The sequence below is a fragment of the Streptomyces sp. NPDC008121 genome (genome assembly GCF_042957155.1).
In the GTDB taxonomy this organism is placed as follows: domain Bacteria; phylum Actinomycetota; class Actinomycetes; order Streptomycetales; family Streptomycetaceae; genus Streptomyces.
On the sequence record NZ_JBIBHT010000011.1, the window covers coordinates 43,011 to 67,898 of the forward strand.

At 65.3% G+C, this 24,888-nt stretch carries 8 protein-coding genes and 7 pseudogenes; 6 read left to right on the plus strand and 9 right to left on the minus strand.

Annotated features, from left to right (window positions below; genetic code table 11):
- The first annotated feature begins 435 nt into the window (after positions 1-435).
- Positions 436-5,094, plus strand: coding sequence for an RHS repeat-associated core domain-containing protein (locus ACFZBD_RS31190; RefSeq protein ID WP_391146225.1), 4,659 nt, complete (start codon positions 436-438; stop codon positions 5,092-5,094).
- Between the two features lie 431 nt (positions 5,095-5,525).
- Positions 5,526-5,835, plus strand: a pseudogene (locus ACFZBD_RS31195) (glycosyltransferase); the annotation flags it as partial.
- A gap of 996 nt (positions 5,836-6,831) precedes the next feature.
- Here ACFZBD_RS31195 and ACFZBD_RS31200 read toward each other — a convergent pair.
- The 6 genes and pseudogenes from ACFZBD_RS31200 to ACFZBD_RS31225 form a co-directional block, all read right to left on the minus strand.
- A complete protein-coding gene (locus ACFZBD_RS31200; protein WP_391146228.1) occupies positions 6,832-9,729 on the minus strand; it encodes a hypothetical protein in 2,898 nt (965 codons plus the stop codon).
- Positions 9,730-10,209: 480 nt separating this feature from the next.
- Entirely contained in the window at positions 10,210-10,683 is a 474-nt protein-coding gene (locus tag ACFZBD_RS31205; RefSeq protein WP_391146231.1) for an integrase core domain-containing protein, read from the minus strand.
- Between the two features lie 306 nt (positions 10,684-10,989).
- Complete coding sequence (locus ACFZBD_RS31210; protein ID WP_391146234.1) at positions 10,990-11,166, minus strand: hypothetical protein; 177 nt, start codon at positions 11,164-11,166, stop codon at positions 10,990-10,992.
- Positions 11,167-11,293: 127 nt separating this feature from the next.
- Positions 11,294-12,067 (minus strand): annotated as a pseudogene (locus ACFZBD_RS31215) (IS5/IS1182 family transposase).
- A gap of 93 nt (positions 12,068-12,160) precedes the next feature.
- Positions 12,161-15,052 (minus strand): hypothetical protein, encoded by a 2,892-nt coding sequence (locus ACFZBD_RS31220; protein WP_391146235.1) that lies wholly within the window; start codon positions 15,050-15,052, stop codon positions 12,161-12,163.
- 295 nt (positions 15,053-15,347) lie between these two features.
- Positions 15,348-15,995, minus strand: a pseudogene (locus tag ACFZBD_RS31225) (transposase family protein); the annotation flags it as partial.
- A gap of 74 nt (positions 15,996-16,069) precedes the next feature.
- Between ACFZBD_RS31225 and ACFZBD_RS31230 the strand changes: the two are divergent.
- From ACFZBD_RS31230 to ACFZBD_RS31240, 3 genes and pseudogenes are all read left to right on the plus strand, one after another.
- Positions 16,070-16,150, plus strand: a pseudogene (locus tag ACFZBD_RS31230) (IS5/IS1182 family transposase); the annotation flags it as partial.
- A 3-nt stretch (positions 16,151-16,153) separates the two neighbouring features.
- Positions 16,154-16,339: pseudogene (locus ACFZBD_RS31235) on the plus strand (transposase); the annotation flags it as partial.
- A gap of 282 nt (positions 16,340-16,621) precedes the next feature.
- Positions 16,622-19,519 carry a hypothetical protein gene (locus tag ACFZBD_RS31240; protein WP_391146237.1) on the plus strand — a complete coding sequence of 966 codons (2,898 nt, stop codon included), beginning with the start codon at positions 16,622-16,624 and terminating at the stop codon, positions 19,517-19,519.
- A 210-nt stretch (positions 19,520-19,729) separates the two neighbouring features.
- Here ACFZBD_RS31240 and ACFZBD_RS31245 read toward each other — a convergent pair.
- A pseudogene (locus tag ACFZBD_RS31245) lies at positions 19,730-20,086 on the minus strand (IS1380 family transposase); the annotation flags it as partial.
- Between the two features lie 93 nt (positions 20,087-20,179).
- On the opposite strand from ACFZBD_RS31245, the pseudogene ACFZBD_RS31250 reads away from it, so the two are divergent.
- Positions 20,180-20,922, plus strand: a pseudogene (locus ACFZBD_RS31250) (transposase family protein).
- A 1,956-nt stretch (positions 20,923-22,878) separates the two neighbouring features.
- On the opposite strand, the gene ACFZBD_RS31255 reads toward ACFZBD_RS31250, so the two are convergent.
- The gene (locus tag ACFZBD_RS31255) at positions 22,879-23,316 is read right to left on the minus strand and encodes an ATP-binding protein (protein WP_391146239.1); all 438 of its coding nucleotides are present in this window, start codon (positions 23,314-23,316) and stop codon (positions 22,879-22,881) included.
- 699 nt (positions 23,317-24,015) lie between these two features.
- On the minus strand, positions 24,016-24,663 hold the full coding sequence (locus tag ACFZBD_RS31260; protein WP_391146241.1) for a DUF4360 domain-containing protein: 648 nt from the start codon (positions 24,661-24,663) through the stop codon (positions 24,016-24,018).
- Positions 24,664-24,888 lie beyond the last annotated feature (225 nt).

The window sequence follows — 24,888 nt, forward strand, 5'->3', positions numbered from 1 at the left end:
GCGGTGGCGATGGGCGGCGGCATCCAGGGGCGGATTGATGAGATGACCGGCCGGTTTCATACCGCTTTTCCTCTGGCGTCGCTGCCGGGCCGCGGCTCAGCTGCTGTCTCGCTGGTGCTGGTGTATGACCAGGCGGCTGCAGGTGCGGGCGCGGACCGCTACGGCCTGGGGACCGGCATGAATGTGGGTGTGCCGTGGGTGGATCCCGGTGGCGGCGGCATGCTCCATACCGCGTCCGCCGGCAGCTTTGCTGTGGATGCGGCGGATCTCTCCGGCCCTGGTCTGAAGCGGTATCTGCTCAGGGACATCTCCTTCCGGCGGGCTCCCGGCACTCTGCCGGCACGTCCCGGGCTGGAAGATGCACTGCGGGCCTACCGGTGGGTGCTGTCCCGTGCCGACGGCAGCCGGAGTTTCTTCTCAGCGGCCGGCGACCTGGTGGCAGATACCGACCGGTTCGGTCACGAAACCGCATACCAGTGGGAGCTGCACGGCGAGCAGCACCGCCTGGTGCGGGTCACAGACGCCTACGGGCAGGCCGTCACCTTCGACTACGGTACCGAGGGCCAGGTGACAGTGACCTCACCGGTGCGCAGTGACGGCCAGCAGCCCGTCGTGGTACTGAGGCTGGACGATGGCCGTCTGGCCTCGGTCACCGATGCGGCGGGACAGAAGACGGCACTGGCCTACGGCAGCATTCCCGCAGGGATGCCGGGGCGGCTCCTTACCGCAGTCCACGCGCCCGCCGGCGCGGTGACGCGGATCGGTTATGCCGAGCCGCACGGATTTCCCGTGGCCGCTTCCCTGAAGGTCACCGACGGGGCAGGCAGGAACCTGACCGCGGAGCGGACCTTCACCCTGGATGTGAACGGCGAGCATGCAGGCCATGACTTCACCGGCCGCGGCCAGTACGCCTCCGCAGACGAGCTGTTCGACTCCGCCGACCCCGACTACCGGTATGCCACTGAGCTGTCCGACGGCCGTTCCACCGTCCGTTCGGTGTTCAACAGCCTGCACCTGCTCAAAGAGCGCACCGCCCTGCTGAACGTGCAGGGTGACATGCAGCCGGTCCGCACACAGCAGCTGCGGTACGAGGGTGAACGGGACGGCGGTCAGGTGCCTCCTGCAGCGTCTGACCTGCCGGCGAACTACGCCAAGCCCGTCGCTGTGACTGTCACCGTGCATGACCCCGCAACCGGCACCAGCAGAACGGCGACAGAATCTGCAAAATTCGATGTTCACGGCCGTCAGGTGGAACGCACCGGTGTCACCGGCGCGACGACCGTCACCGCATACGACCCCCCCGCACTGCACACCCCCGGCGGTGGCGGTCCTGCGGGATACGGGCTGCCGCTGCGGACAGTTGTCACCGGCCATGACGGCGCGCAGGCCATCACCGAGAACACGCTTTCTGCCGACCGCAGGAGTGTCGTCAGCACCACGGAGTCGGTGAAGAACGCCGGCGAGAGCAAGCCGTCGGCGCGCACGAGCACCCGGTTCACGGTCAGCACGCAGGGTGAGGTCACCCAGAAGACTGTCGCCTGGGCCGAAGGAGCAGAACCGGAAGGCGCCCAGGGCCCTGACAGCATCACCGAAATCTACGCCAGCACCATCGACACAGCCAGGCACCTGCGCACCGACACGGTGAAGAACGCGGCCGGGGCCAGCAGCCAGGCCACTGACCTGGTCACCGGACAGGTGGTCAGGGCTACGGACGCTGAAGGCCGCACCGTGGAACGGTCTTTCGACGGAGCCGGGCGCGTCATCGCAGAGAGGGCACCGGGCGGACCGGACGGCAAGGGCCTTGTCACCACCACCTCCTACACGCCCGCCACGACGACCGTGAGCACGCCGGGACAGGACGGCAGGCAGCACATCACTGTGGAGGAGCGGGACCTGCTGGGCCGCGTCATCAGGCAGACGGACAATGTCCGCAACGGTGAGCTGACCGGCGATCCCGCGGCACGCACTCTGCAGACCGTGCAGTTCGAAGACCAGGGCCGCACCGCAAAAGTCACCGATCAAGCCGGCCGGACCACCGTCACCACCAGCGATGACCTCGGACGGCAGGTCAAAGCCGTCGCACCGAACGGCATGACCGAGCTGACCGCCTACGCCGATGCCGCTGCCGGCGGCACCTCCACAGTCACCGCACTGACCCTGCCCGCGGGCGTGAGCGACCCCGCCAGGGCGGTCTCCGCCAGCACCGGGACCCTCGACCCGGCCGGGCGGCCCGTCGCCGCCGGGACGTCGTTCGCCGACGGCACCAGGCAGTCCGGGACCAGCCACTCCTACGACAGTCTCGGCAGGGTGTCTGAGTCGGTGTCGGGTGATGTGGCTGTCACGCCGTCTTACGGCGCCGCCGGTGCGGTGGAAAGCACCGTCCTCACCCCGAAGGACACCAGCACCTTCCCCGGCGGCACGGTCACCGCCGCCATGCCCAAGGACCTGACCGGCGCACCTGTCGTCAAGACTCTTGCTCCCGGCCGGGAAGCGGGCGCGGGCCGCTCGGGTACAGCCCTGGTACGGGACGAGGCCGGGCGGGTCACCGAGGAGTCCCGTCCGGACGGGAAGAAGACGGTGTTCACCTACACCCCCGGCGGACGGCTGAAGGAATCTGTCTCCCCCGGCGGCATCCGGACGTCCTACCGGTATGACGGGAACACCGGCCAGGTTCTCCAGATCACGGTCACCTCGGCGGACGGCAAGCGCACGGAGAAGACCGGCTACACCTACGACCCCCACACCGGCGCTGTCACCAGCGTGTTCGACCCGGACGACAGGGCCGGCACGCTCATCGCCTACCGCTATGACGCAGACGGCCATGTCACCCACGCCGCCTACCCCGACGGCACCGCCGTCCGGCAGGAATTCGGCGACAACGGGCAGCTGCGCAAAACCACCGACGCGGCCGGACTGACCACCTTCTACGCCTACAGCCCCGACGGCACCCTCGCCGGGGCCGTCCAGCGCGCAAGCGATGACACAGACAGCCCGGTGAAGGCACAGGTCGCCTACACCTACGACGGGCTCGGCCGCATTACCAAAGTGGACCGCGGCAACGGCGTCATCACCGAAACCGGATACACCGGCGCCCACCAGATCAGCCGTGAGAAGACCACAAAGGACGGCCGGCCCCTCTCCGAAGCGGCCTACACCTACGACAGCCACAACAGCCTCACCCAGCGCACCGACACCCGCCCCCAGCCCAGGGCTGACGGCACCCCCGGCGAGCCGGTGACCACCACCACCCGCTACACCTACGACGCCTACAACCGGCTCACCGGATCAGAAGTCTCCAGCCCCGGCGGCCGCAAGCTCACCACCACCGCCTACACCCTCAACGTCGCCGGCGACGTCGTAAAAACCGGGGTCACCCCCCACACCGGCGTACAGGCCGGGAAGACCACCGTCACCGTTCACAGCATCGACTCCTCCGGCCGGCTCACCGCCGTCACCACAGACGGCCGCCAGCACCCCCAGACTTTCGACACCGACGGAAACCTGCTCACCAGCCACACCGGCACCTCCTGGACCTACAGCCTCCACGGCCAGCCCGTCACCCAGACCACCCCCGACGGCACCCTCACCCGCTACACCTACTGGGCCGACGGCACCCGCGCCACGGCCCAGACCACCCCCGCTGGCAGCAGCGGGCAGGAACACCTCACCCGCTTCCACTACACCCCCGACGGCACCCTCCTCAACGACACCCACACCACCCCCGCAGCAGGACAGGACCACGACGGGGACCCCGGCAACACGCTCACCGCCTCGTATCTCCTCGCCGGCACCCGCCACGCCCGCACCCTCACCGGCCCCGGGGCGGACCAGGCCGCCGCGACCGGCGCCGGATACCTGGTCACCGACCGCCACGGCAGCACCACCGCCCTCACCGCCACCGGCAGCGGCGAGACCAGCCAGGTCTGGCAGTACACCGACTACGGACAGCACGCAGACCACACCGGCACTCCCCTGACCGCCGGCGGCCGTCCGCCCGCCAGCCCGGCAGGCGCAGCCCGCCAGCCCTTCACCTTCGCCGGCGAACACACCAGCCCTGAGGGCACCCAGTACCTGAAAACCCGCACCTACGACCCCGCCACCGGGCGGTTCACCACCGCCGACAACGCACCCCAGTTCAACCGCTACCAGGCCATGGGCGCCAACCCCGTCAACCGCATCGACCCCGAAGGCACCACCGACATCCCTGACTGGGGCAGCTACCTCATCATGGGCCTCACCGCCGCCGCCACCATCATCAGCACCATCGCCACCTGGGGCACTACAGCCCCCGCCATGGCCATCGCCATCGCCGGCGCCGTCCTCGACCTCGCCTCCACCGCACTCGACACCGCCGCTACAGCAACCGGCCGCACCCGCATCGACGACCCCCTCAGCATCGCCTCCCTCACCCTCGGCGCCCTCGGCGCCGTCCTCGGTATCGGCAGCGCTGCCGGGGCCCTCATGAAGACCCGCATCGCAGCCCCCGCCGCCACCGAGCTCGAAAACTTCGCCTCCCCGGCGCGCCTCTCACCCCAGGTACTGGCAGAAGGAGCGGAAAACGCGGCCGGGACTAAACTGGTGGCACAAAAAACAGTTATTACAGGAGAAATACAGCACGACCCCCCGACAGGGGTACACGGAACACCCGCAGAAGCACCCGCCGGAGGGCAGTCCGGGACAGACGAGACTATAGGCACCATGCAGCAGCACGAGAGATACGAGAGGGCGAGAACCTCTCTTTTCTCAAGAATAGACCGCCACTATGCACAGTTCCGTAAAATCACGGCTGTGGAGCAGCGCCTCTACAAAAAGGCTGCCACAAAGCTAAGGAGTATGGTCCAGAACCGGCCGCTGGCAGGCTACCAGCAAGAGAAGGCCGTAATGTTACGTACCAGGATTGAAGTGCTGCACGCATCAATGGCCGGGTATGCCACGGCCCTCCGTTACGCCGCGCTGGAGTACGATGCAGTTTCCCACCACCTTGCCGGCAGGCGCATACTGATGGACTACCGCGACATGCTGCAGGCGGACCTCAGCGACCTGGCCAGCGACGACGCCGTACTGGTCGATGCATGGCTGGAAGCCAATACGTGAGCCATAACGCCACGGAACCCAATTCATCCCGCCTCTGAGCTTGATCTGCAACCTGTGTATTGCCGGTGTGCGGTGATGCTCTCCTCGCGTCTGGCAGTCTTCCCCGCGTCGTAGCGGGACGCCGGCCTGTGGTTCATAAAGCCTGGCGGCCGGACCGGGCTTGCCGGGTCCCCGTGCTCGGGCGGGTAGGGCGGCCTTCGGCCGGAGGTTCCGAGATCCGCGGCGGTCACGCGCCGGGGCGAGTCCTTGGCAAGGGGGCGTGTGAGGCGGAGGCGGGCGCGGGCAGGATGATGAGCCAGGCCCACCGGTCGGCGGCCTGGGGGCTGAGGGGTCGGGCGGGTCCAGGTGAGGGGCTGTTGAACAGCCCCTCACCTGGTGCGCTCGAGGTCACAGGTGGGGTCGTCTGCGTGCCCGCGAACGGGCAATCGAAGAGCCACCTGCGGCTGCTTACACGGGCCGGCTGGCTGACGAGAAGGGCGCCGAAGCCCTGATCCGCAGCCTGGCCACGGTCCCACGGCGTCGAACTGTCCATCGCCGCCCCCGGGGCCCAGTTCCACCCCGCGAGCACCGCTGCCGCAGCGGGCCGGGGCGCAGGCCGCTGCCTCGGCTGGCTCCGCCGCACCCAATGCGGAAGGCATTCGCCGAGCATGACGTCCTCGGGATGCCGTCGACGGCTCTGGAGGCGACAGGCCTGACCGCGCTGAAGCCCAAGCCTGCAGGCTGCCCGTCCAGCCGAAGCCGTACATCAGACGCTGCCGGAGGTTCACCTCCCGGATATGCTGACGCAGCTTCAGGATCCGTTCGTATGTTCACGCGTGTGACAGGCCCGAGCGACGGCGGGGCAGACACTCATCTCCCCCCTCTTGTTCGCTCGTCCCGGTCTCGCCTCAGGCTCTATCTTCAGCTCGGCAATCCCGCGGCAGATCATGAAGATGGCCCTGCTCGGTAGCCGCAGGTCTGCGACAACATCAGGTTTCTGCCAGAGCAGGGCCACGGGGACTGGAGCGTTACGGCAGGTCTGGATACCGATCAACCCGATGAGCTGGTAGCACGGGTTCGTCAAGAGCTCGTGGAAGATCCGGAATCGCCGGTGATGCCAGGCCGGTTGTGGGCGCTGGGGTTGTACAAGCCGCTCGTGCCAGCGCTGTTCCCGCTGCGCCAGAACTCGGTTCAGCAGGCCGCCGCGCAGCTGTCCGGCATCAGGCGGCCGTCTCCATGCGGTGGACGGCCTTGCTGCGATGGTGACCTGCGGGTTCACCCCGTGTCTGCGGTGCTTGCCCGGGAGGTCTGCCCGGCGGTCGCCGGCATGGCCGCATTCCGCAGGTGCGCCGTCCAGCAGGACGTACCGTGCATTCGCCGTCCGCAGGGCCGCGGCCAGGCCCGCCAGCCCGGCCCGCAGGTGTTTCCGCCACAAGCACGGATGCAGGCGTGTGCGGAGCCCGCGCTGATCCCGGACCCGGCCGCAGTCGCGCAAGCGGGTCGTTCCTGCAGGTACCCCAAGGCGGCCAGGGCCCTGCCGACAGGCGGCAGCTTGCACCAGCGGTCGCCCTCCGGGTGACGGTCAGCGCCGTGACCCGCTCCAGTGCGTGCGGGACGTCGCGTACGGCACGACAAGAAGCCAGCGAGGCCCCCGCGCTGAAGAGCACGGACATCAGACATCCCGCTCAACAACCCGAGGGCCTCGCTCGTCACACATCTATCCCTGTCACCCGGTCAGGGGCCGGCTGAAAAGGCTCACTACTGGGCGGAGAAATCGACAATTTCAATTTGATCACCGTGGCTGACCATGATTCCGTGAATCTTTGAACTCCATTCATTCTTGCTCTCCACCTCCGCGGTATTCCTGTTGATCACCGCGATGGAAGATTTTTTCAGCGGCTCGCCGCTCGGGAACCTGCCGAGGTCCACTCCAGGGGCAAGCAGAGGAAGGCTGGACGTGCCTGTGATCACTTGCGTGCGCAGGGAAATACCTATAGCGGTCGCTTCATGCGACTGGAAAAGAGCGGGCCCGACCCTGGTATCTGCGATGCGGCAGGCTCCTTCTTTGCAGGAATCCGTCGGGCTCTGCTTTTCTACCTCGACACCTATCCCGCCCGGCACCGGCACAGGCCTCAGTTTCGCCGCCCGGGGGCTGACGGCAATAGTCGATGAGAAAGCAAAAGGCTTTCCTTCCGTGTTCTGGAAGTACGCCGTGAACTTCTGGTCACGGGCAGCGTTAGCTGTGGTGAGGTACGCCCTGAACCTTTCCGATCCGGAGGCACTCATAAGGAAGTCATCCTCATTCACATAAGGTCCCGGAAGGGAGGAAATCGCAGCGTGCGAGTACGGGTTGTCCACATCGAGCAGCCCCGTAAGAAGCATCTTTCCTTCCCCTCGGTAGAAGACCCTGTCGTACTCAGGCCTTGACGCGTCAAGGGCAGGTGAGGTCCTCGGCTTCAGAGCGACCTCCACCGGCTCCTGGTCGATTCCGTTAGCCCGGAGGGGGCTCTCAGTGATAGGCCGGAGGAACGACAGGGTCAGCTCTTCCGTACCGAGAGAAGGAGCTGGTAGATCCCGCAGTACGACGGGCTGGGAGACCATTCCACCGGACTGAACGCGGATTCCGGTGTACTGCCTGGCGTCCTTTACATTCTCCCAGTAGAAGCTGCTCTTTCCCAAAGTCACCGTGTCGCCTGTCAGTGCAGGAGCGGTAACCGGCTTGAGTTTGCCCAAATCCTCCCACACAAGCCCGTTCGTAGTGCCCTGGACGGTCATTGCGGGAAGCTGGGTGCCAGTGAGGTCATTGTCTGCTCCTGGCACCTTCCATGCAGCGTCAGTAACATCGAAGCGGTAGACAGGACGGGCCGGGTCGCCGTCAGGTGACGTGGTCGTCAGGCGTTTGCCTGCGACTTGCGGTGCGCGAACGGCCTCCGGTGCCCCAGCCGCGAGGCTCACAACCAGCTGCTGCTGGCCGGACCCGATGTCGCCCAGATTCTCGGCAGTGATCTTCAGGACACCACTGCCTACCTGCTCCACCGCGCCGAGCTGGCTTCCCTGCTGCTTCAGCTTCACGACGCTGCGCATGCCAGGCTCGCCGACTGGCTGTACCTCTATGTAGCCGAAGCGCCTCTCCTCCGTTCCGCACGCCCCCGCGGGACCGGAGGTCAGAACCACTGACGCGAAGTCGGCAGACTTCTCACTGGCGCGGATGGGAGTAAAGGAGGAGGAAGGGAACGGAGGCAACTGGCCCACCTGGATATTCGACCAACAGCCCTTGTCACCGGAATCACTGGCCTTGAGGCGAGCTTCCAGCTTCTTGCCTGTCGTGTTCACTACCGACAGGCGCAGACTCTTGTATCCGGGGAACCATGAGCGCATCTCAAAATCAGGCACCGTCTTGCTTGCTCTTCCTGAACTAAGCAGATCGATGGCTTCCAGAAGGTCACCGGAACGGTGTACGAGTACCTGGTTCGTGTCAGTCTCCCGCGATCCGACTACCAGATGCAGCTCACCGTTACTGCCGACTTTGACGAAAGAAAGCCGTGCGGCAGGTCCGATGGGGGCCGAGTGCAGCAACTCCTGGCCGCTGGAGGTGTCGCGTATCTGCAGAGACTCGAGCCTCCCGTCTTTCTGCTTCTCGTGCCACCAGCTCACGGCCAGGCGCTGATTTTCGTCATCGAAGGCGAAAGCAGTCGGCGCCTTGATCTCACCGCTGTCGAAGTGGGCACTCTCGACCTGCTGCCACAGGCCCTTTTTCGCAGCAGGATCCACCATGTACAGGGAGTGCGTACTGTAGTCCTCGTAGTCATATGCGAGCCGCCCGATGGCGAGGCCCGTTACTTTATTTCCCTCGGGAGTCTTTACCGAGCCTTCGCCGCTGAACTTCACAGCAGTCACCAGGTCGCGGCCCCAGGTCATGTATGACCAGCGCTTCCAGTCTTCATATACCGCGCCCTGGAATCCCAAGTCTGAAGTACTGTAAAGGCGCACCCCACCCGCACTCTGACCGACAGCCAGGGTCTCTACACCGTTCACCACCCCCACGTCGAGGGAGGTGACAATAGGAGCTCTATTTATGTCGCCGTCAATACGAACAAGAGGCACGACTTTAGTATCGACCTGCCTCATATCGTGCCTGGTGTCGATTTTTACCAGAGCTGCAGCATAAAAGTCCGGCACCTTTCCAAGAATGCCGGCCACATAAAGGTTCCCGTCCTTGCCTGCGGAGATCTTCGTACCGGTCAACCCGGCCCTGTCGGCCCACCCGTGATGAGCCCACGGGTCGGCAAGCACGCCTCTCGGGGGTTTCCATTCACCGAGGCTGAGGGTGGTCTCCTTGAGCTTGTCGCCCTTGCCGTCATATATCCGCAGCTTGACCGAGGAGCCGTTCAGGCCTGTGACAGCTTCTTCTAGGACTGCGCGCTGGTCGTGGCCCAGCCCCAGGAAGTCCCCCGTGACCTCGTTGGTCTTCAGCGCCGGCAGCCGTGCCGACTCATCCACCGCAATCCCCGCAGCCGCAGCCCCCACCTGCTGCTCGGCAGCCTCCCCGGCCGCCCACACAGGAGACGCCGGCAACGCCAGAGGCCCCGCTGCCGCCATAGCCATCACCGCCAGCGCCACACGACGCCAGCCACGCTTCCCAGCCAGACCCGACACCCAGCACTCCCAACAGACGATTCACAACGCTTCCAGTCCACTACAGCCCCGCCCCCCCGCTTCCCGCACCAGCCAATCGCCCCCCCCGCCGGCCCACAAACCCCTCACCCGCAGGCAGGACAGGAGCGGGGGGCGAGGTGGCAGGCGGGTGGGCGGGGCGCGCTGCTGTCCGGCCAGGGAACCGGCACATCAGTGCACATCAGGTTCTGTCTGAAGCCGAGCCGGCCGCCCCTCGGCATGCCGTCCTCAACCACACCCCACCCGAACTGGGGCTTCCGGGCCAGCTGTGGACGCGGGGGCTGATAGGCGAGCAGATCTCAAGCTGTACCGGGTCCGCTTAGCCGAGCCGGGGATAGGCACGTACTCAAGCACTGGGGTCCAGAGACCGGACAAACGGGCCGTTGAGCAGGGTCCGGGGGCGGTCCGGGTCAGGGCGAGGGTGAGGGTGTTCCGATTCGACGGACACCCTTGGTGTGGTGGTCAGGCTGCGAGGGCGGTCTCGTATTCGGCAGGATTGCGGTAGCCGAGGCTGCTGTGGAGCCGGGGAACGTTGTACCAGCTCTGGATCCACTCGGATATCGCGCTGCGTGCAGCGGCCCTGCTGGGCCAGGGCCGACTGTCGAGGAGCTCGTTCCTCAGCGTGGGAAGAACGATTCGGCGAGCGTGTTGTCCCAGCACTGACCGGTGCGGCCGGTCGGCAGCCCGATGCCGAGATCCGTTGCCGGGGCCGTGAGCTGGCGGCTGGTGGACTGGCAGCCGCGGTCGCAGTGGCCATATCACCGACCGGGCCTGCTGACGGGTCCGGCAGGCCGCTGTGAGGGCGTCAGCGACGGGCTCGGTTCGCAGACAGCCGACGACGGTGGCCCAGCCGGCGACGCGGGGGGGGGCGATGTCGATGACGGCCGCCAGCAGAACCAGCCTTCTTCGGTGGCGATGTACGTGAAGTCGCCGCACCAGCGGGTGCCGATGGCGCCTGAGCCGGGCTGGAGGTGGAAAAGAACCAGGTCAGGGCGGGTGGCCGCGTGGGGACCGGGGATTGGCGGTGCGGCGCCGGCCCGTGAGGCTGGCCTGCCGCATGAGACCTGCGGCCCGGAGGCGCCCGCAGTCGGCGCCTCCGGGCTCCAGGACAGCGGGTCCAGGAGTTCCGCTGCGGCAGGCGTAGTAGGCGGTACGGGAGACCTTAAGCAGTCCACAGGCCCGTTTGACGCTGGGGCCGGCGGTCTCCTCCGCCTCGGTCAACGGGTCCCGGTTCACCGGGTCTCATCGAAGACTGCCGTAGCACACCCGTTTCTCGCGTTCGCTGCTGGTCAGGCTTTCGCGTTCGCCGGCGTCGGCCTGGGCCTGACGGACCCAGTCGCAGACCGCGGTCCCGGTCAGGCCGGATTCCTTGGTGACCTGACCGACCGAGCGGTCACCCCGCCAGGCACAGATCGGCAATCTCGGACTTGAGCTGCGGCGTGAACGAGCGGCGAGGACGCGGCTTCTTCTTCCCCATGCTCTCTCCATGATGAACATCATCCTTCCGGGGCCGAAACCCCTGATCTCCAATGTCCGTCAAAGCGGATCAAGCCCATCCTGAACAGTCGCAGGCCAGCAGGGTGCAGATGGCTTGGACGGTGCGGCTGGTGTGCCGGGTAGAGCAGCGTGCTCTGCGTGCGGTACGCCAGGACTTGAGCCGGCGAAGGCCCGTTCCCGGGTCTCAGCCGGGCATAGTGGCGGCTGGACTGCTGGTAGTGCCCGGTTTGTTCGCGTTGCTGGCAGCAGGGGATGCGGACGGTGGAGCCGGCGCCTTGGCAAGCGCTGTCCGCACGAGGATTTGCTGGGTGGGGCGGGCAAGGACGATGCAGGGGGCCCGCGGCAGCCCAGCATGGCCCGGGGGAACCAAAGCGGTGTGCCGTCCGGCCGGGCGGTGGTCTGGCCGTTCATCCGTGCTGCCTGCGCTTTTGGGGAATACCCAGGCAGTGCGGCCCGTCCGCCGCAATGCGGCCGGTGGGGACCAGCGGGCCGTCGGCGGCGGCGAAGCCGCCCTCGCCCAGGCCGGTCAGGGCCTCACGCAGGCCCGGCCGCTCGGCCAGGACGTCCAGGGTCCCGTCGGTGCAACGCCAGACCGTCGCGGCCGCCATACCGGGCCCGGCCGCGAGGGGAGGGGCAAGCGTCTCGGTCTTCCGAAGGCGGGCCAGCCCGAGGAGCGCCTGTCTGAAGCAGCCGAGCCGTCACCACAGCAAGTTCAGTTCACGCGTAGACCAGCCAGGGAGCATGCTTGACGAGCTCATACCAGACATCGGGCATGGAATAACCACGGAACCAGCAGAGCTCCCGGTTGTAGGCAGTGTCGAATGGAATCAACACCGCCGACGACCGGGAGCTCTGTCACCCACCACCCAAGCCGACCAGGCCTTCTAGCCCTTCAAGGAGGCAGGATGAAATGAGCTCACTGCACTGGAACGTCCTGCAATTCGATGTAGTCACCATGGGTAACTAGCGCTCCATGAGCCACCGACATGGTGGAAGCCGGGATCTGCGCCGTGGTCCCGTTGAACACCTGAATCCCAGAAGACTCTAGTTTTTCGCCGCGCCCCAGCAGATCCGGAGCTCTGAGCGGAAGAGCGCCGGAGCCGGTAATTGCGCGCGATTCGAAAAGAATTCCCATGTCCACCGCACTGCCGTTGGGGGGCTGGAACAGGACCGGCCTCTCACCCCTGGAGGGCTCAGCCAGTCTGCAGTCGGCGACACAGTTCGCAACTGTAATTCCTTTGGAGGTGTTTATTGCTGGTTTTACCGGACTGCCTGCGACAGACAGCTCACCACTGGCGCTCGCACCCTCGAGGTGGGCAACTATCTTTTTCGTCTGAGTGCTAGTGGTGCTCAGGTAGGTGCGGAACCGTGTTGAAGTTGAATCTCCGTCGTTACTATAGAGCCCGGCCTCGACATTTACGGTCACATGCTGCGCCGGATACCTGGAATCCATAAGTCCAGTAATAAGGGAGTGGAATTCATCGCGAAAGTATACGCGATTATACTCGGGGGCCGTCTTCGCGAGCGGGCCGTTGGCGCCATTGAGAACCACCTCCATCGGCTGCTGGTCCAACCCGTTCGCACGCATGCCAGCAGTAGAGGACTTTGACAAAGTAAGACTCAGGCCCGTTCGAGTCTTATCAGGTGCCGATAGCGTATCCAGCGAGACCGGGGACGAGGCTTTATCTCCGGACGTAACTCTGATTCTGGTGTACTGCTTGGCGTCTTTCGGGTTCTCCCAGTAAAAGCTGCTCCCGCCGAGGGTTACGATGTCGCCGGAAATACTCGGGGCAGTAACAGGCTTAAGCTTTCCCAGATCCTCCCAGACCAGCCCATTCATGCTTCCCTGCACCGTCATGGCCGGGATCCGTGTCTCGGTGAGATCTTTGTCGGCACCGGGGACCTTCCAGGCTGAGCCGGAAACGTCGAAGCGGTAGACCGGGCGATCCGATCCGCCACCGCCAAAGGAAGCAGCGGTCAGACGTGTCCCCGCAAGCACAGGCGCATTCTCCGCATGAGGCGCGTCTGCAGCCGAGGAAATCTGCAGCTCGAGCGCTCCTGCTCCGGTCCCGCTCTTGCTGCTCGATATCACATGCAACGCTCCGCCACCCACCGTCTCCCCGTCTGCCACGCTGAGCTGGTTGTCCTTCTGCTGCAGTTTAACAATGCTGCGCAGGCCGGGCTCCCCGGCCGGCTGAAGCTCGATGTATGCGAACTGGCGGCTTTCTGTGGCGCATTCGCCGTCCTGACCTGCGGTCAGGAGTACAGAAGCGAACTCCGCCGGCTTGCCGTCAACCGGAAGCGGAACGAAACCAGAAGGGGGGAATGCGGGCCGGTCGCCCACCTGCACGTTGGACCAGCAGCCACGGTCATCGGCGTCACCAGACTTGAGCCTGGCTTCCACCGGCTTTCCTGACTTATTTACCATCCCGAGCTGCAAGCTCTTGTAACCGGGAAACCACCGGCGCATGGATTCGTCATTGATCTGCGTACGGTCTGCGTCTTCCCTGATATCTGTGGGACGCAAAATAATGGCTTCAAATACGCCGCTGACCCTGTGCGCGAAAACCTGATTTGCACTGCTCTGCCGTGATCCGACGACGAGATGCTGCTCGTTTCCGGTTCCGGTGCGCACGAAAGACATCCGGGCAGCCGGGGCGACTGGCCCGGCTGAAGTAAACAGAGATTCACCCGAGTCCTGGTTTCTCAGCTGGATCGGTTCATTACGTTCCTCGCTTTGATTTTCGTGCCACCAGCTCACAGCCAGACGTCGATTGTCTTTGTCAAACGCAAAGGCCGACGGTGCTTTGATCTCGCCACTGCCATAGTGGGCACTCTCAACGTCCTGCCACAGAACCTTCTTTGCGGCAGGATCTGTCATATACAGGGAGTGCGTGCTGTATTTTTCACTAAGCGGATTCTCGTAAGCGATCCGACCGACTGCAAGCCCCGTAACACTGTTGTGCCCAGACCTGACCGCCCCTTCATCACTGAATTTAAGGGCAGAAACCACATCGCGGTTGTAAGGTTCCGGATAGGCGCTGCGGTTCCAGTCCTCAAACATCGCCCCATCCGTGGCCAAGTCGGAAGTCCGGTAGAAAACCACGCCACTTGCACTGCGCCCAAGTGCCACCACTTCCACCCCATCTACCATACCCACATCCAGGGCAGTTACGATGGGATGGAACCCGGGATTGAAAGGACCCGATATATGCACCTTAGACAGTTCTGCCTGCGCGACGACCCGCATATCTGCCTCCGCGCCGCCGTTCCGTGTATCAACTTTCAGCAGAATGGTCTGATATCTTCGGGTTTCGTCCCCGCCATCACCATTGCGGCCCGCGATATAGAGAAATCCATCTTTCCCTGCAGCTAGCTTATATCCGGAAAGATTCGCATGCCGCGCTAGGTTTCGGTTAGCAAGGGCGCTATAGCCGGCTTCGAAATGCTCCCACTCGCCCAGAGGAAGTGTCTTTTCCTTCAGCTTGACGCCTTTGATGTCGTATAGCCGCAGTTTGACAGAGGCTAGCAAGTTGCCATCGTGAGAAAGTGTGGATTCTTCTAGGACTGCGCGCTGGTCGTGGCCCAGCCCCAGGAAGTCCCCCGTGACCTCGTTGGTCTTCAGCGCCGGCAGCCGTGCCGACTCATCCACCGCAATCCCCGCAGCCGCAGCCCCCACCTGCTGCTCGGCAGCCTCCCCGGCCGCCCACACAGGAGACGCCGGCAACGCCAGAGGCCCCGCTGCCGCCATAGCCATCACCGCCAGCGCCACACGACGCCAGCCACGCTTCCCAGCCAGACCCGACACCCAGCACTCCCAACAGACGATTCACAACGCTTCCAGTCCACTACAGCCCCGCCCCCCCGCTTCCCGCACCAGCCAATCGACCCCCCCGCCGGCCCACAAACCCCTCACCCGCAAACAGCTGCCACAGCGTGCATGCAAGGAGGCAAACAGCCCCCACCCATCGCCCCGCGGTCCGATTCCGAAAGCGCAGCTCCAAGCGACCGCTGGCGCTTCCCGCCTTCGGGAAAGCGGCCCCGGCAACCCGCGCCGCCCATTCCGTGCGCTGAGCACTTCCAGCGGTAAGGCTCCAGGGTGGGATGGCCTGTGCGATTAACACGAGTCTGTTGGGGCTGCGCCATCAGGTTTGATCTGGGCGATGACTCTCTCCACCGGTCGGCCCAGGCGGGAGTGTGCCCAGCTGACACATCTTCCGGGACCGTGAGGCCTTTGCCAGATCTCCGGCAGTGAGGTACTGCTGCGACGCTGGCGGCGCCCTGGTATACAGCCTTGTCCCCCGGAAACGGGATGCACCGGCGGATGCAGGGTGGCGATGACCCGGTGCCGACGGGCTGCGGACAGATCGTGAACCGGTCGGCCGCCACGGGTGAGATCCATACCCGTGTCCCGCCGAGAGCGGTGATGACCTGCATGTTCACTCTGCGCCTTCGGTGCTTGCCCGAATAGTCCGCGCAGCTGTCACCGGTCCGGCCGCAGTCGGCCGGAGTCCCGCCGAGCGGACGTACAGGGCGTTCGCGTCTCCCAAAGCCACGGTCAGGGCGGGTATCCGGCCGCCAGAGGTGCCACGACAGAATGAACACAGGCCGGGGCGGTGCCCACGCTGATCCCGGACCCAACGCCAATCTGGGTTAGCGTGCCGTTCTTCCCACGCACACCAGTGCGGCCAGGGCACGCTGGGACGGCGGCAGCCTGCATCTGCGGTCACTTCGAGGGTGACGATCAGCATCGTCACCCTCTCCACAAAGACATGCAGGACGTACCCCTCCTGCGGAAGGGCTCCGCGGGGCACGCACCGGCGTCCGCATCGCCCGCAAAGGCATCGAGTCTCCCGAACGACTCGGCCGCCGCAGGTCGGTCATCGAGCGGACCATGTCCTGGCTGACCGGCGTCCCGTTCCTGCAGTCCGACGCGGAGATCCGCCGCATCGTCTGCACCACCAACGCCATCGAGTCCGTGAACGCAACGCATCCGCCTGGCGATCAGGGCCCGCGGCCGCTTCCCCTCCGAGAACGCCGCCCGAAGTGCGTCTACCTCGCTGTCATGTCTCTCGACCCAGCCGGCACCGGCCGCAAACCTTCTCCCCTGCGACTGCTCAGGATGAAAGAGGTTCACAGACGGATACCGAGCTACCGGGAGATGCTGGACTGGGTGTGCTCTCGGCGAACTGGCCGCGGTGCGAGTGGAAGGCCCCGCGCCTATGTGCCGAAGCCGCCCGCTGTATGCCCGCTCCTGTCCTGCCTGCGGGTGAGGGGTTTGTGGGCCGGCGGGGGGGGCGATTGGCTGGTGCGGGAAGCGGGGGGGCGGGGCTGTAGTGGACTGGAAGCGTTGTGAATCGTCTGTTGGGAGTGCTGGGTGTCGGGTCTGGCTGGGAAGCGTGGCTGGCGTCGTGTGGCGCTGGCGGTGATGGCTATGGCGGCAGCGGGGCCTCTGGCGTTGCCGGCGTCTCCTGTGTGGGCGGCCGGGGAGGCTGCCGAGCAGCAGGTGGGGGCTGCGGCTGCGGGGATTGCGGTGGATGAGTCGGCACGGCTGCCGGCGCTGAAGACCAACGAGGTCACGGGGGACTTCCTGGGGCTGGGCCACGACCAGCGCGCAGTCCTAGAAGACTATGCCGAGGGCCTGAACAGCTCCTCGGTCAAACTGCGGATATACAACGGCAAGGGCGACAAGCTCAAGGAGACCACCCTCGGCCTCGGTGACTGGAACCCCCCGAGCGGGAAGGTGCTGGTCGAACCATGGGTGGCCCATCACAAATGGGCTCACAAGGCCGGCCTGACCGGACTGAAGATTGCTGCCGGCAAGGACGGGCACCTGTACATTGCCGGGCACTTGTGGAGCAACGCAGCCTATTTCACCACACAAATCCTGAAGATTGACCCTAATAATATGAGACAAGTCAAGAGCGTACTTCTTGGTGACGTGACCGTTGAAGGCGATGCTACGCCAAAGAAGCCGCTTGCCACTTCCCTCGATATAGGTGTAGTGAACGGTGTAGAAACCCTTGCTGTCGGCCAGAGTGCGGGTGGGGTGCGCCTCTACGGTACTTCAGATTTGGGATTCCATGGGACGATATATGAAGACTGGAAACGCTGGTCCTACATGACCTGGGGCCGCGACCTGGTAACTGCTGTGAAGTTCAGCGGCGAAGGCTCGGTAAAGACTCCCGATGGAAACAATGTGACGGGCCTCGCCATCGGGCGGCTCGCATATGACTACGAGGACTACAGTACGCACTCCCTGTACATGGTGGATCCTTCTGCCAGAAAAGCCCTGTGGCAGCAGGTCGAGAGCGCCCACTTCGGAAGCGGTGAAATCAAGGCGCCGACTGCTTTGGCCTTCGATGACGAAAATCAGCGCCTGGCCGTGAGCTGGTGGCACGAGAAGCAGGAAGACGGAAGACTCGAGCCTCTGCAAGTACGCAGCACACTCGATGGCAAGATGCTGCAGCAATCGGATCCGATCAGACCGGCGGCACGGCTTTCTTACGTGAAAACTGGCAGAAATGGTGAGCCTCATCTTGTTGTTGGGTCAAGAGATGCACAGGCGAATCAGGTGCTTGGCAAGGGGGAGGGAGACAGACTGTCCCCCATTGCTCTTGGAAAGGAAAAGCATGCAGGCAATGATGCCGAGCTGCGTGTATGGTTCCCGGGCTACCGTTCAATAAAGCTGAAGATCAAGAACGATCTTGATTCGCCAATAGAAGCCAGGCTTGTATCGAACTCCGAAGCTGAATACCGGGGCTGCTGGGCCAACTCCGGTGTCGGTTCACTGCCGGCATTTCCGAGCGGTTCATTTTCTCCCGTCGAACCGGGGCAGCAGACCCCCGCCTACTCGTCTGCTGTTCTGACGGCTGGGCCTAACGGCACGTGCACTAAGCCGGAAAGCCGCTATTCTTTCGTCGAGATACAGCCTGTCGGAAAGCCGGGGCTGCGGAGCGTCGTGAAGATGCAGTACCGGCCTGGGGACAATGAACTCTCTCTCCCGGAGCAGATTGGCGGAGGCGCCCTGCAGATTTCCGCAGAAAGCACAGGTGCTGCAGGTCTGGGAGAGCACCAGCTGGTGGTTTCTTCAGCCGGGTCTCCGCTCGCAGTCCAAGCCCCGGATATCGCAGCGAAGCGACTGACAGTGACGTCGCCTGACGGGGACCCCAATCGCCCTGTTTACCGCTTCGATGTTTCCGGGGCGGCCTGGCAGGTACCCGGAGCAGATGATCATCTGACGGAAACTCAGCTGCCCGCCATGACGGCCCAAGGCAGTACGAACGGGATTGTGTGGGAGGACCTGGGACAGCTGAAGCCTGTCACTTCCCCGAAGCGCGAAGGAGACATTGTAGCGCTGGGCAATACCGCCTTCTACTGGGAAAATGAGAAAGACGCCAAGCAGTACACTAAAATCCGGGTGAAGTCGGGTGAAAAGGTTTCCCAGCCTGTGACCCTCAAAGACCTTCCGCCGCCGGATGCCCTGCCTGAGAAAATCTACGGGGTCAAGTTCCTTGCGCCGGACGCCGGCGGCAGCCTTGTGCATGGAATGCGTTCCAACGGCCTTGACCAGAGGTTCTTTGAGGTCGCCATTAGTACGGCCAGCAGCGACGCTCTGGCATCGGACCATGAAGCCTACCAGCGCCTCTTCTACCGGACTAATCCGGATCGGCGGCTTATCACCGGGCTCGTAGACCCAGAACGCCCGCGGCAGTTTACGGGCATCACTGCAGAACGAGGTGCCTACGCTAATGACGGTTTCTCTTCTGTGGCGAGCGCCGCAGGGCCTGAGCGCTTTAGATCCTACCTGACGACGACCAATGCACTAAGTCACGGCATCACCGCTTTCGTGCAAAGTCCGGACGGCACGCTACCGTACACCGATTTCTCGGTTGCCCCGAATAATAAAGAACCCCGAGTTTCGCCATTGCAGGGCGGGGGGGTAGCGGTAACGGACACCGCATGCCGTGAAGGCGTCTGCCAGATCGCAGACCCCGCCAACGGCCCCGTCATTTACAATGCAGGACCTTCGAATATCGGGATGCAGCTCAGAGCGCGCGCGGTATCCGGAACCGGCGCACTGCCGCTAGTGTATGAGCATGCGGTGGAGGGCGTAATGAAGCCCTCGGGGTTCCTTTCGGGTATGCTGATTTCCGTCAACAACAGCGGCACTGCACATCTCGACGGGAACACGGGATGGGCGGAATCCTTCCACGGCGCCCTGGTTTCGCATGGCGATTACCTTGAGGTGGCCGATTTCCGGCCGCAAGGGTAGCCCGCCCAAGAAGCCGACCTAGTCTTTAAGGCCGATCGGGTGGCGGGTGAGAACGGATGGCAGGTGAGGCCTCCGGGAGCGGTTCGAGATGGCTGAACCGCTGTGTCCGGAGGCCTCGTTGATCATCCAGGGCCAACGACGGCCGGAGGGGAGGTGCCGGCAGCGGGCGGGTGACAATCCGGGCGGCGGAGAACAGGCACAGTCGGCTGCCGTGTTCGTGGCAAAGCGGCGAGCCGCAGCCCCTCCGCCTCGGGGAAGCGCAACTGGGCGCCGGGACGGGACCGTTCCTTGCGGACGGCCAGCCGCATCCCCTTCGGCCAGCTCTTGAAGACGTCGCCGTCGAGGTCGGCGGTCCAGGCACCCTCGCGGATCGCGCCGCCTGGTTCGACGGCGGGCATCCAGGCGGAGACGGGGACATTCAGGACAGTTTGGTGAATCTGTTCCGTGATGGTCATCCCGACCGAGTACGGCAGCCACCTCCCGCGCTGGGCGAGCCAGGCCCCGAACGGTGCCGCCTGCGGAGCCAGTGCGGATCAGTGAGCTTCCTCGATGTGGCCACCGATCGGGTGACGGCCCGTGAAGCGCAACGAGCGAGGCCCCCGGGCTGTTGATCGAGATGTCTGACGTCTCAATCACGTTGCTCGGGGGCCCCGTTGGGTCATGCATCCTGCCGCACTCGACCTGCCGCATGCACTCGTGGAGTGGATCGCCATGCTGATCGTCACCCGTGAGGGCGACCGGCGCTGCAAGCTCCGTCCGTCCCAGCGCGCGATGGTGGCACTGATGTACCTGCGCGAACACACCACTCTGGCGAAGATCGCCTCCGGGTCCGGCATCAGCGAGTCCACCGCCCACGCCTAAACCAGCGCGGTCGTCGACCTGCTCGCCGCACGTGCACCGGGCCTGTTCAAAACGCCGCGCGACCACGAACCCGACTTCGTCCTGCCCGACGGCACCCTCGCCGAATGCGACCGGGTCGGCGACGGCCGGGCCGACTACTCCCACAAGCACCGCCGCCACGGCGTGAACCTGCAGGTCGTCACCGATCCCGACGGCCGGCTGCTGTAGCTCTCGCCCGCCCTGCCGGGCCGCCCCCACGACCTGACCGCCGCCCGCACCCACCGGATCATCCGGATCTGCGAGCGCCAGGGCGTTCCTGTCGTGGCCGATCTCGCCTGCCAGGGCGCTGGTCCGTGGCTGACCACGGGCATCAAAGGCAGGCCCCTGCAGGAACTGACCCCCACCGACAAGACCCGCAACCGTGCCCAGGCTGCGGCACGCGCACCCGTCGAAGTGGCGTCGCCCGCCTGAAGTCCTGGCGGATCTTCCGCAGGTCCCGCTGCAGCCCCAACCGCATGACGTCAATCGCCAAGGCCGTCCTCACACTGGAGTTGCAACGCTGAAGAAGCTCAGTGTGGACCGGCCGCGCCTATGCCGCTGGGGAAGATGGGGCAGGGCGAGCCGGGTCAGACGAAAAGCACCAGGTGGGTCACTTTTGATACGCCGTCAGAGGGTCCGCGCTCGAGTTCAACCGTCGCCGAGAATCAGCCGCTCACGGGATTCACAGATGAGCCAGGAGCACGCGGACGTGGTCAGCGCTGAGAATACCAATATGCACGTACGGAGTTCCTTTACCGGTCACTACTGGCCTGATACGGCGGGTCGCTGACTCCGGAAGCCCTGACTCCGCGCAGACTGCCTTCAGAGCCTGAGCTGCGGCCTCTGCCTCTGCCCGCACGTCACGGTAGCGCTCCATGTCCATGAGGCTCCCCTTCGCTGCGTTGTCGCCTGGCCCCGCCACGGGCGACCCTCTGTGATTCCCGTTCCAGCTGCCCTGCTGGTGTGGCCACGCCAGCTGGGCAGGCCGGAGCCTCCTGGCACAGCCTGCAGGGGGCAAGGAATTGTCCGTAACCCTACCGGGTGAAGTATCTGGTGCAGCACCCCCCCTTTCCTGGCGGAAGTTCTCACCCCTGAGTACGGATGGAGTACGGGGTTCATTCACTTGCAGGCGCTATCTCGCTGCATGAACCGCGCGAACATACAAGCGGGCATCGCCCACATGTTCCCATAGCGGGTTGCAGCGGATCGCCGCTCCTCTTCCAGGGCACAGTCCGCCGATGAGCTCACTCAGTCATCTGAGGCCAGCAGCGTCGGGCTGCCCTATTAGGGTGCGGCACCGGTATTGCGCAGCGTCCTGGCTGCCAGGGCAGGAGTATGCAGAGCGGTCGCTGTGCGGGGCCTCCGGTGTCACCCTGCGTCGGGCTGAAGGCCTGGTGAGGGCTTTGACGGGGCTGCCCGCGGAGCGGACAGCCGGGGGCTTTCGCTGCTGCCCTACGGAGGTCCGGCAGTCTGCTTCAGCACGGTCCGCTGCCTCGGGTCTTCAACGGGATCTGTTGACCTGCTCCGGGAGACGTCCGTGTGCATGCACGGACCTGGGCTTCGTGACGTTGTAAGAGCAATTTCACTACGGTCTTGCCCACTCGCCCAGGCGAGTGGGTGAGTGCCGTCCCTGGTACGACAGCGTTCAAGGACGACAGTGACCACCCTCGCGCAAACCCGCATCGAGATCACGGACGGTGTCGGCACTTGCAAGGGCACCACACTGCCGCGGCCATCGCCCCCGCGAGCCGGGAACGGGGCTCCCGGCCGTTCACCGCCACCCCGGTCGGTCACAGGGGGCACACTGCTGATGGCGGGGAGATCGGTAGCGTCGGCGTCTACGGTGCGGGGGCTGGCCCGTTCGTTGGGCGAGGAGGGCATCGAGACAGGAGATTGGCCGCCCGCGCAAGGCATGCGTCACGGCCGCCGTGCCGCCACCCGGCTCGCAGCTGTACAGCAAGCCCCGCCCGGTTGTCCTGCGTGCGCCGCGACCAGCGCACCACCGCCACCGCCGAGCGGTCGGGCGTGCCGCCGCTGTGGCGCGGTGAAGTAATGCGTGCGGGTAAGGCCTGGGGGCGCCCTTGCCCGCGCAGTCCAGGCGCTGGCGGCGGACTGTGCCGTGCGGAAAGTGCCGGCCGGGAAGTGCCCCCCAGCACCTCCCGGACTCCCCCCATGCGGGCACGTCAGCGCGGAGAACCGGCCCGTGCATACAAGATCCCGCTGCGTCTCCCCGGCCCCCACAGGCACGCGGATACGGTGGGCGCACTCAGCGTTCTGCGAGCCGGCTGGTCTGCCGCAACGCTTGTCACCGTGTGCGGGCTGGTCTGCTGCGTATTCCCGCTGGGCCCCGCGTCCGGCAAACAGAGGGTGCGTCTGTCAGGGCCCGGGGATGGCGTCAGGCGGCCCCCGGGCTGCCGCCGCTGGGCGGGCAGGCCGGGGGCCGCCGGTGTCCGTTCTGTCGAGGGCTGCTCCGGGGGGTGTCAGGCGGGGAGCGGGGGGAAGATGATGCAGACGTAGACGGTCTTGCCGGTGCAGTGGTCGGGGCGGGGGCGGGTTCCCCAGGAGTCGCTGAGCTGGTCGATGAGGTCCATGCCGAAGCCGCCGGTCTCGCCGCGCTCGGAGGGGGGCCGGATGCGGGGGGCGGCGGGGGTGTCGTCGTCGACTTCGAGGGTCAGCTGCTGGCCGTCCCAGCGGATCCGCATTTCCTGGGGGCCGTGGGAGTGGCGGGTGGCGTTGGTGACCAGTTCGCTGACGATCAGCATGGTCATGCCGGCGCATTCCTCGATGGCGGGGTCAGCGCATCCCAGACCGCGTGCTTCCAGGTCGGCCTGCACAGCATGACGGGCCTGCCGCGCCGGGGCGTCAGAGCCGCTCAGCTCGAGCCGGTGGGTGACGCGGGGGGCGAGTGCGCTGATCATGGCTCTTTCGCTTCCACTGGAAGGGTGGGGCTTTTGGTGCTTCCAGTGCACCTCCTGGCAGGCGCCGGCTTTGTCAGCTGGTCCCGCTATGCAGGGGACGGGGAGTCCGGTCCCCCTATGGGGGGACATGGTCCGGCAGCCCGGGGGCCAGGTACCCGCCTGCGCTCGCCGCCGGCTTCTGCCGGCCCCTGGTCCCGCTCTGCAAGCGGCCGGCGCGGGCGGCGTGAGGGCTGGTCTCCTGCGGGCTGCGTATCCGGGCGCGTGGGCAAGGCCCAGCCCTGAGGGTGTCCGTGCTTCGCCAGCTCAGGCCGGAGCAGCCCGCAGCGCGCCTTACCCGGGCGGGGGTTCCCCGGGGAGGATGCCGGCAGCCTGTAGGGGGCAGGGAGGGGGGTGCGGAACAGCAGCTTTTCCGCTGCCTTGTACAGCGGGCGGCTGGCAGCAGCGGTATCCAGGACAGCGCCATGCCCTGTACCTGCTGATGCCAGCCGCCCTGATCACGGGATGTGAATCCCGTGCCCGACGGGCGCGGCAGTCCCCCTGCGGGCATACCGCGGCCCGGCAGGCCCCGTCCGGGCCGCGGCCCGGACGGGGCAGACGCGCATCACCTGCTCCGAGTCCAGCAGCTGACCCGGAAGCCGTACAGGTGATGCGAGGTGTTCCTCTGCCCGATGCCGGCGGAGGGACACCGCCCGTGCGGGGTCACGGGCGTACGGGGCACTGCTTCCACGCGAGGCGGTAGGTCGTGCTGACACTGGCGTCGGTGGAGTCCATCGTCATAAAGCTGGTGGTCAGGTGGTTTGAGGTTCCCGTGTTCACCCGTAGCTCAGTGTTGATATTAAAGTTGCGCTGCTCCCCGCACGGGGCCCATACCAGCTGCGCTATTTCCGTGACATCACTGCTCTGCCAGTCATCATCCACGGGACCGTTGAACTGGTGTGTCTTCTGTACTGTCTGGGACATGCCCTGGAAATAGTAATTGGCTCTCTGCTGGCCGTAGGCTCCTCGCTGCAGGGAGGCGTATCCCCTGTAGTCTGCCCGCATAATGGCGTATGTGAAGCCAGTGGGAACGTGGACGCGGAGGTTCAGCTGGCAGTTCTTCCGGTAATCGGTCGGCAGCGAGTTCCCGCCGGTTTGCGCCAGGTAGTCACTGTAGGTCACGGTGAAGGCCGTATTGTCCGGCGCGACGGCAACGGCAGTGGTTCCCTCCCGGCACCCGGACCCGTTTACTGTGGCCAGCTGGATCACAATCTTGTCAGGGGGGACGTCGGGAGACGGTGCGCTGTGAGCAGGAGCCGCGGCAGCAAAGAGTGCAGCAGCCGCTGCACTCACAGCCAGACTGCGAGGCATTTACTCTCCATTCTTCGGACTCTGACACAATTTCGGCACGGAGCAGCGCCAGCTGCCTGACGGCTGCGGGAACATGAAGGCATGCCGGACTGCGCATCAGGAAAAGAAGCGGAAGTGCACGGGTATACCGGAAGGATGCTGCAAAAGGCCGGAGCGCGGACGCTCCGGAGCGCCTTGGGGTGCGCGCGTATACCCTTCCGGGTAGCTACGCGTGTAGAAAAACGG

Bases quoted from the DNA above. Each gene is read 5' to 3' on its own strand.
- ACFZBD_RS31255 (WP_391146239.1), bottom strand. From the start codon at position 23,316: ATGATCAGCGCACTCGCCCCCCGCGTCACCCACCGGCTCGAGCTGAGC.
- ACFZBD_RS31260 (WP_391146241.1), bottom strand. From the start codon at position 24,663: ATGCCTCGCAGTCTGGCTGTGAGTGCAGCGGCTGCTGCACTCTTTGCT.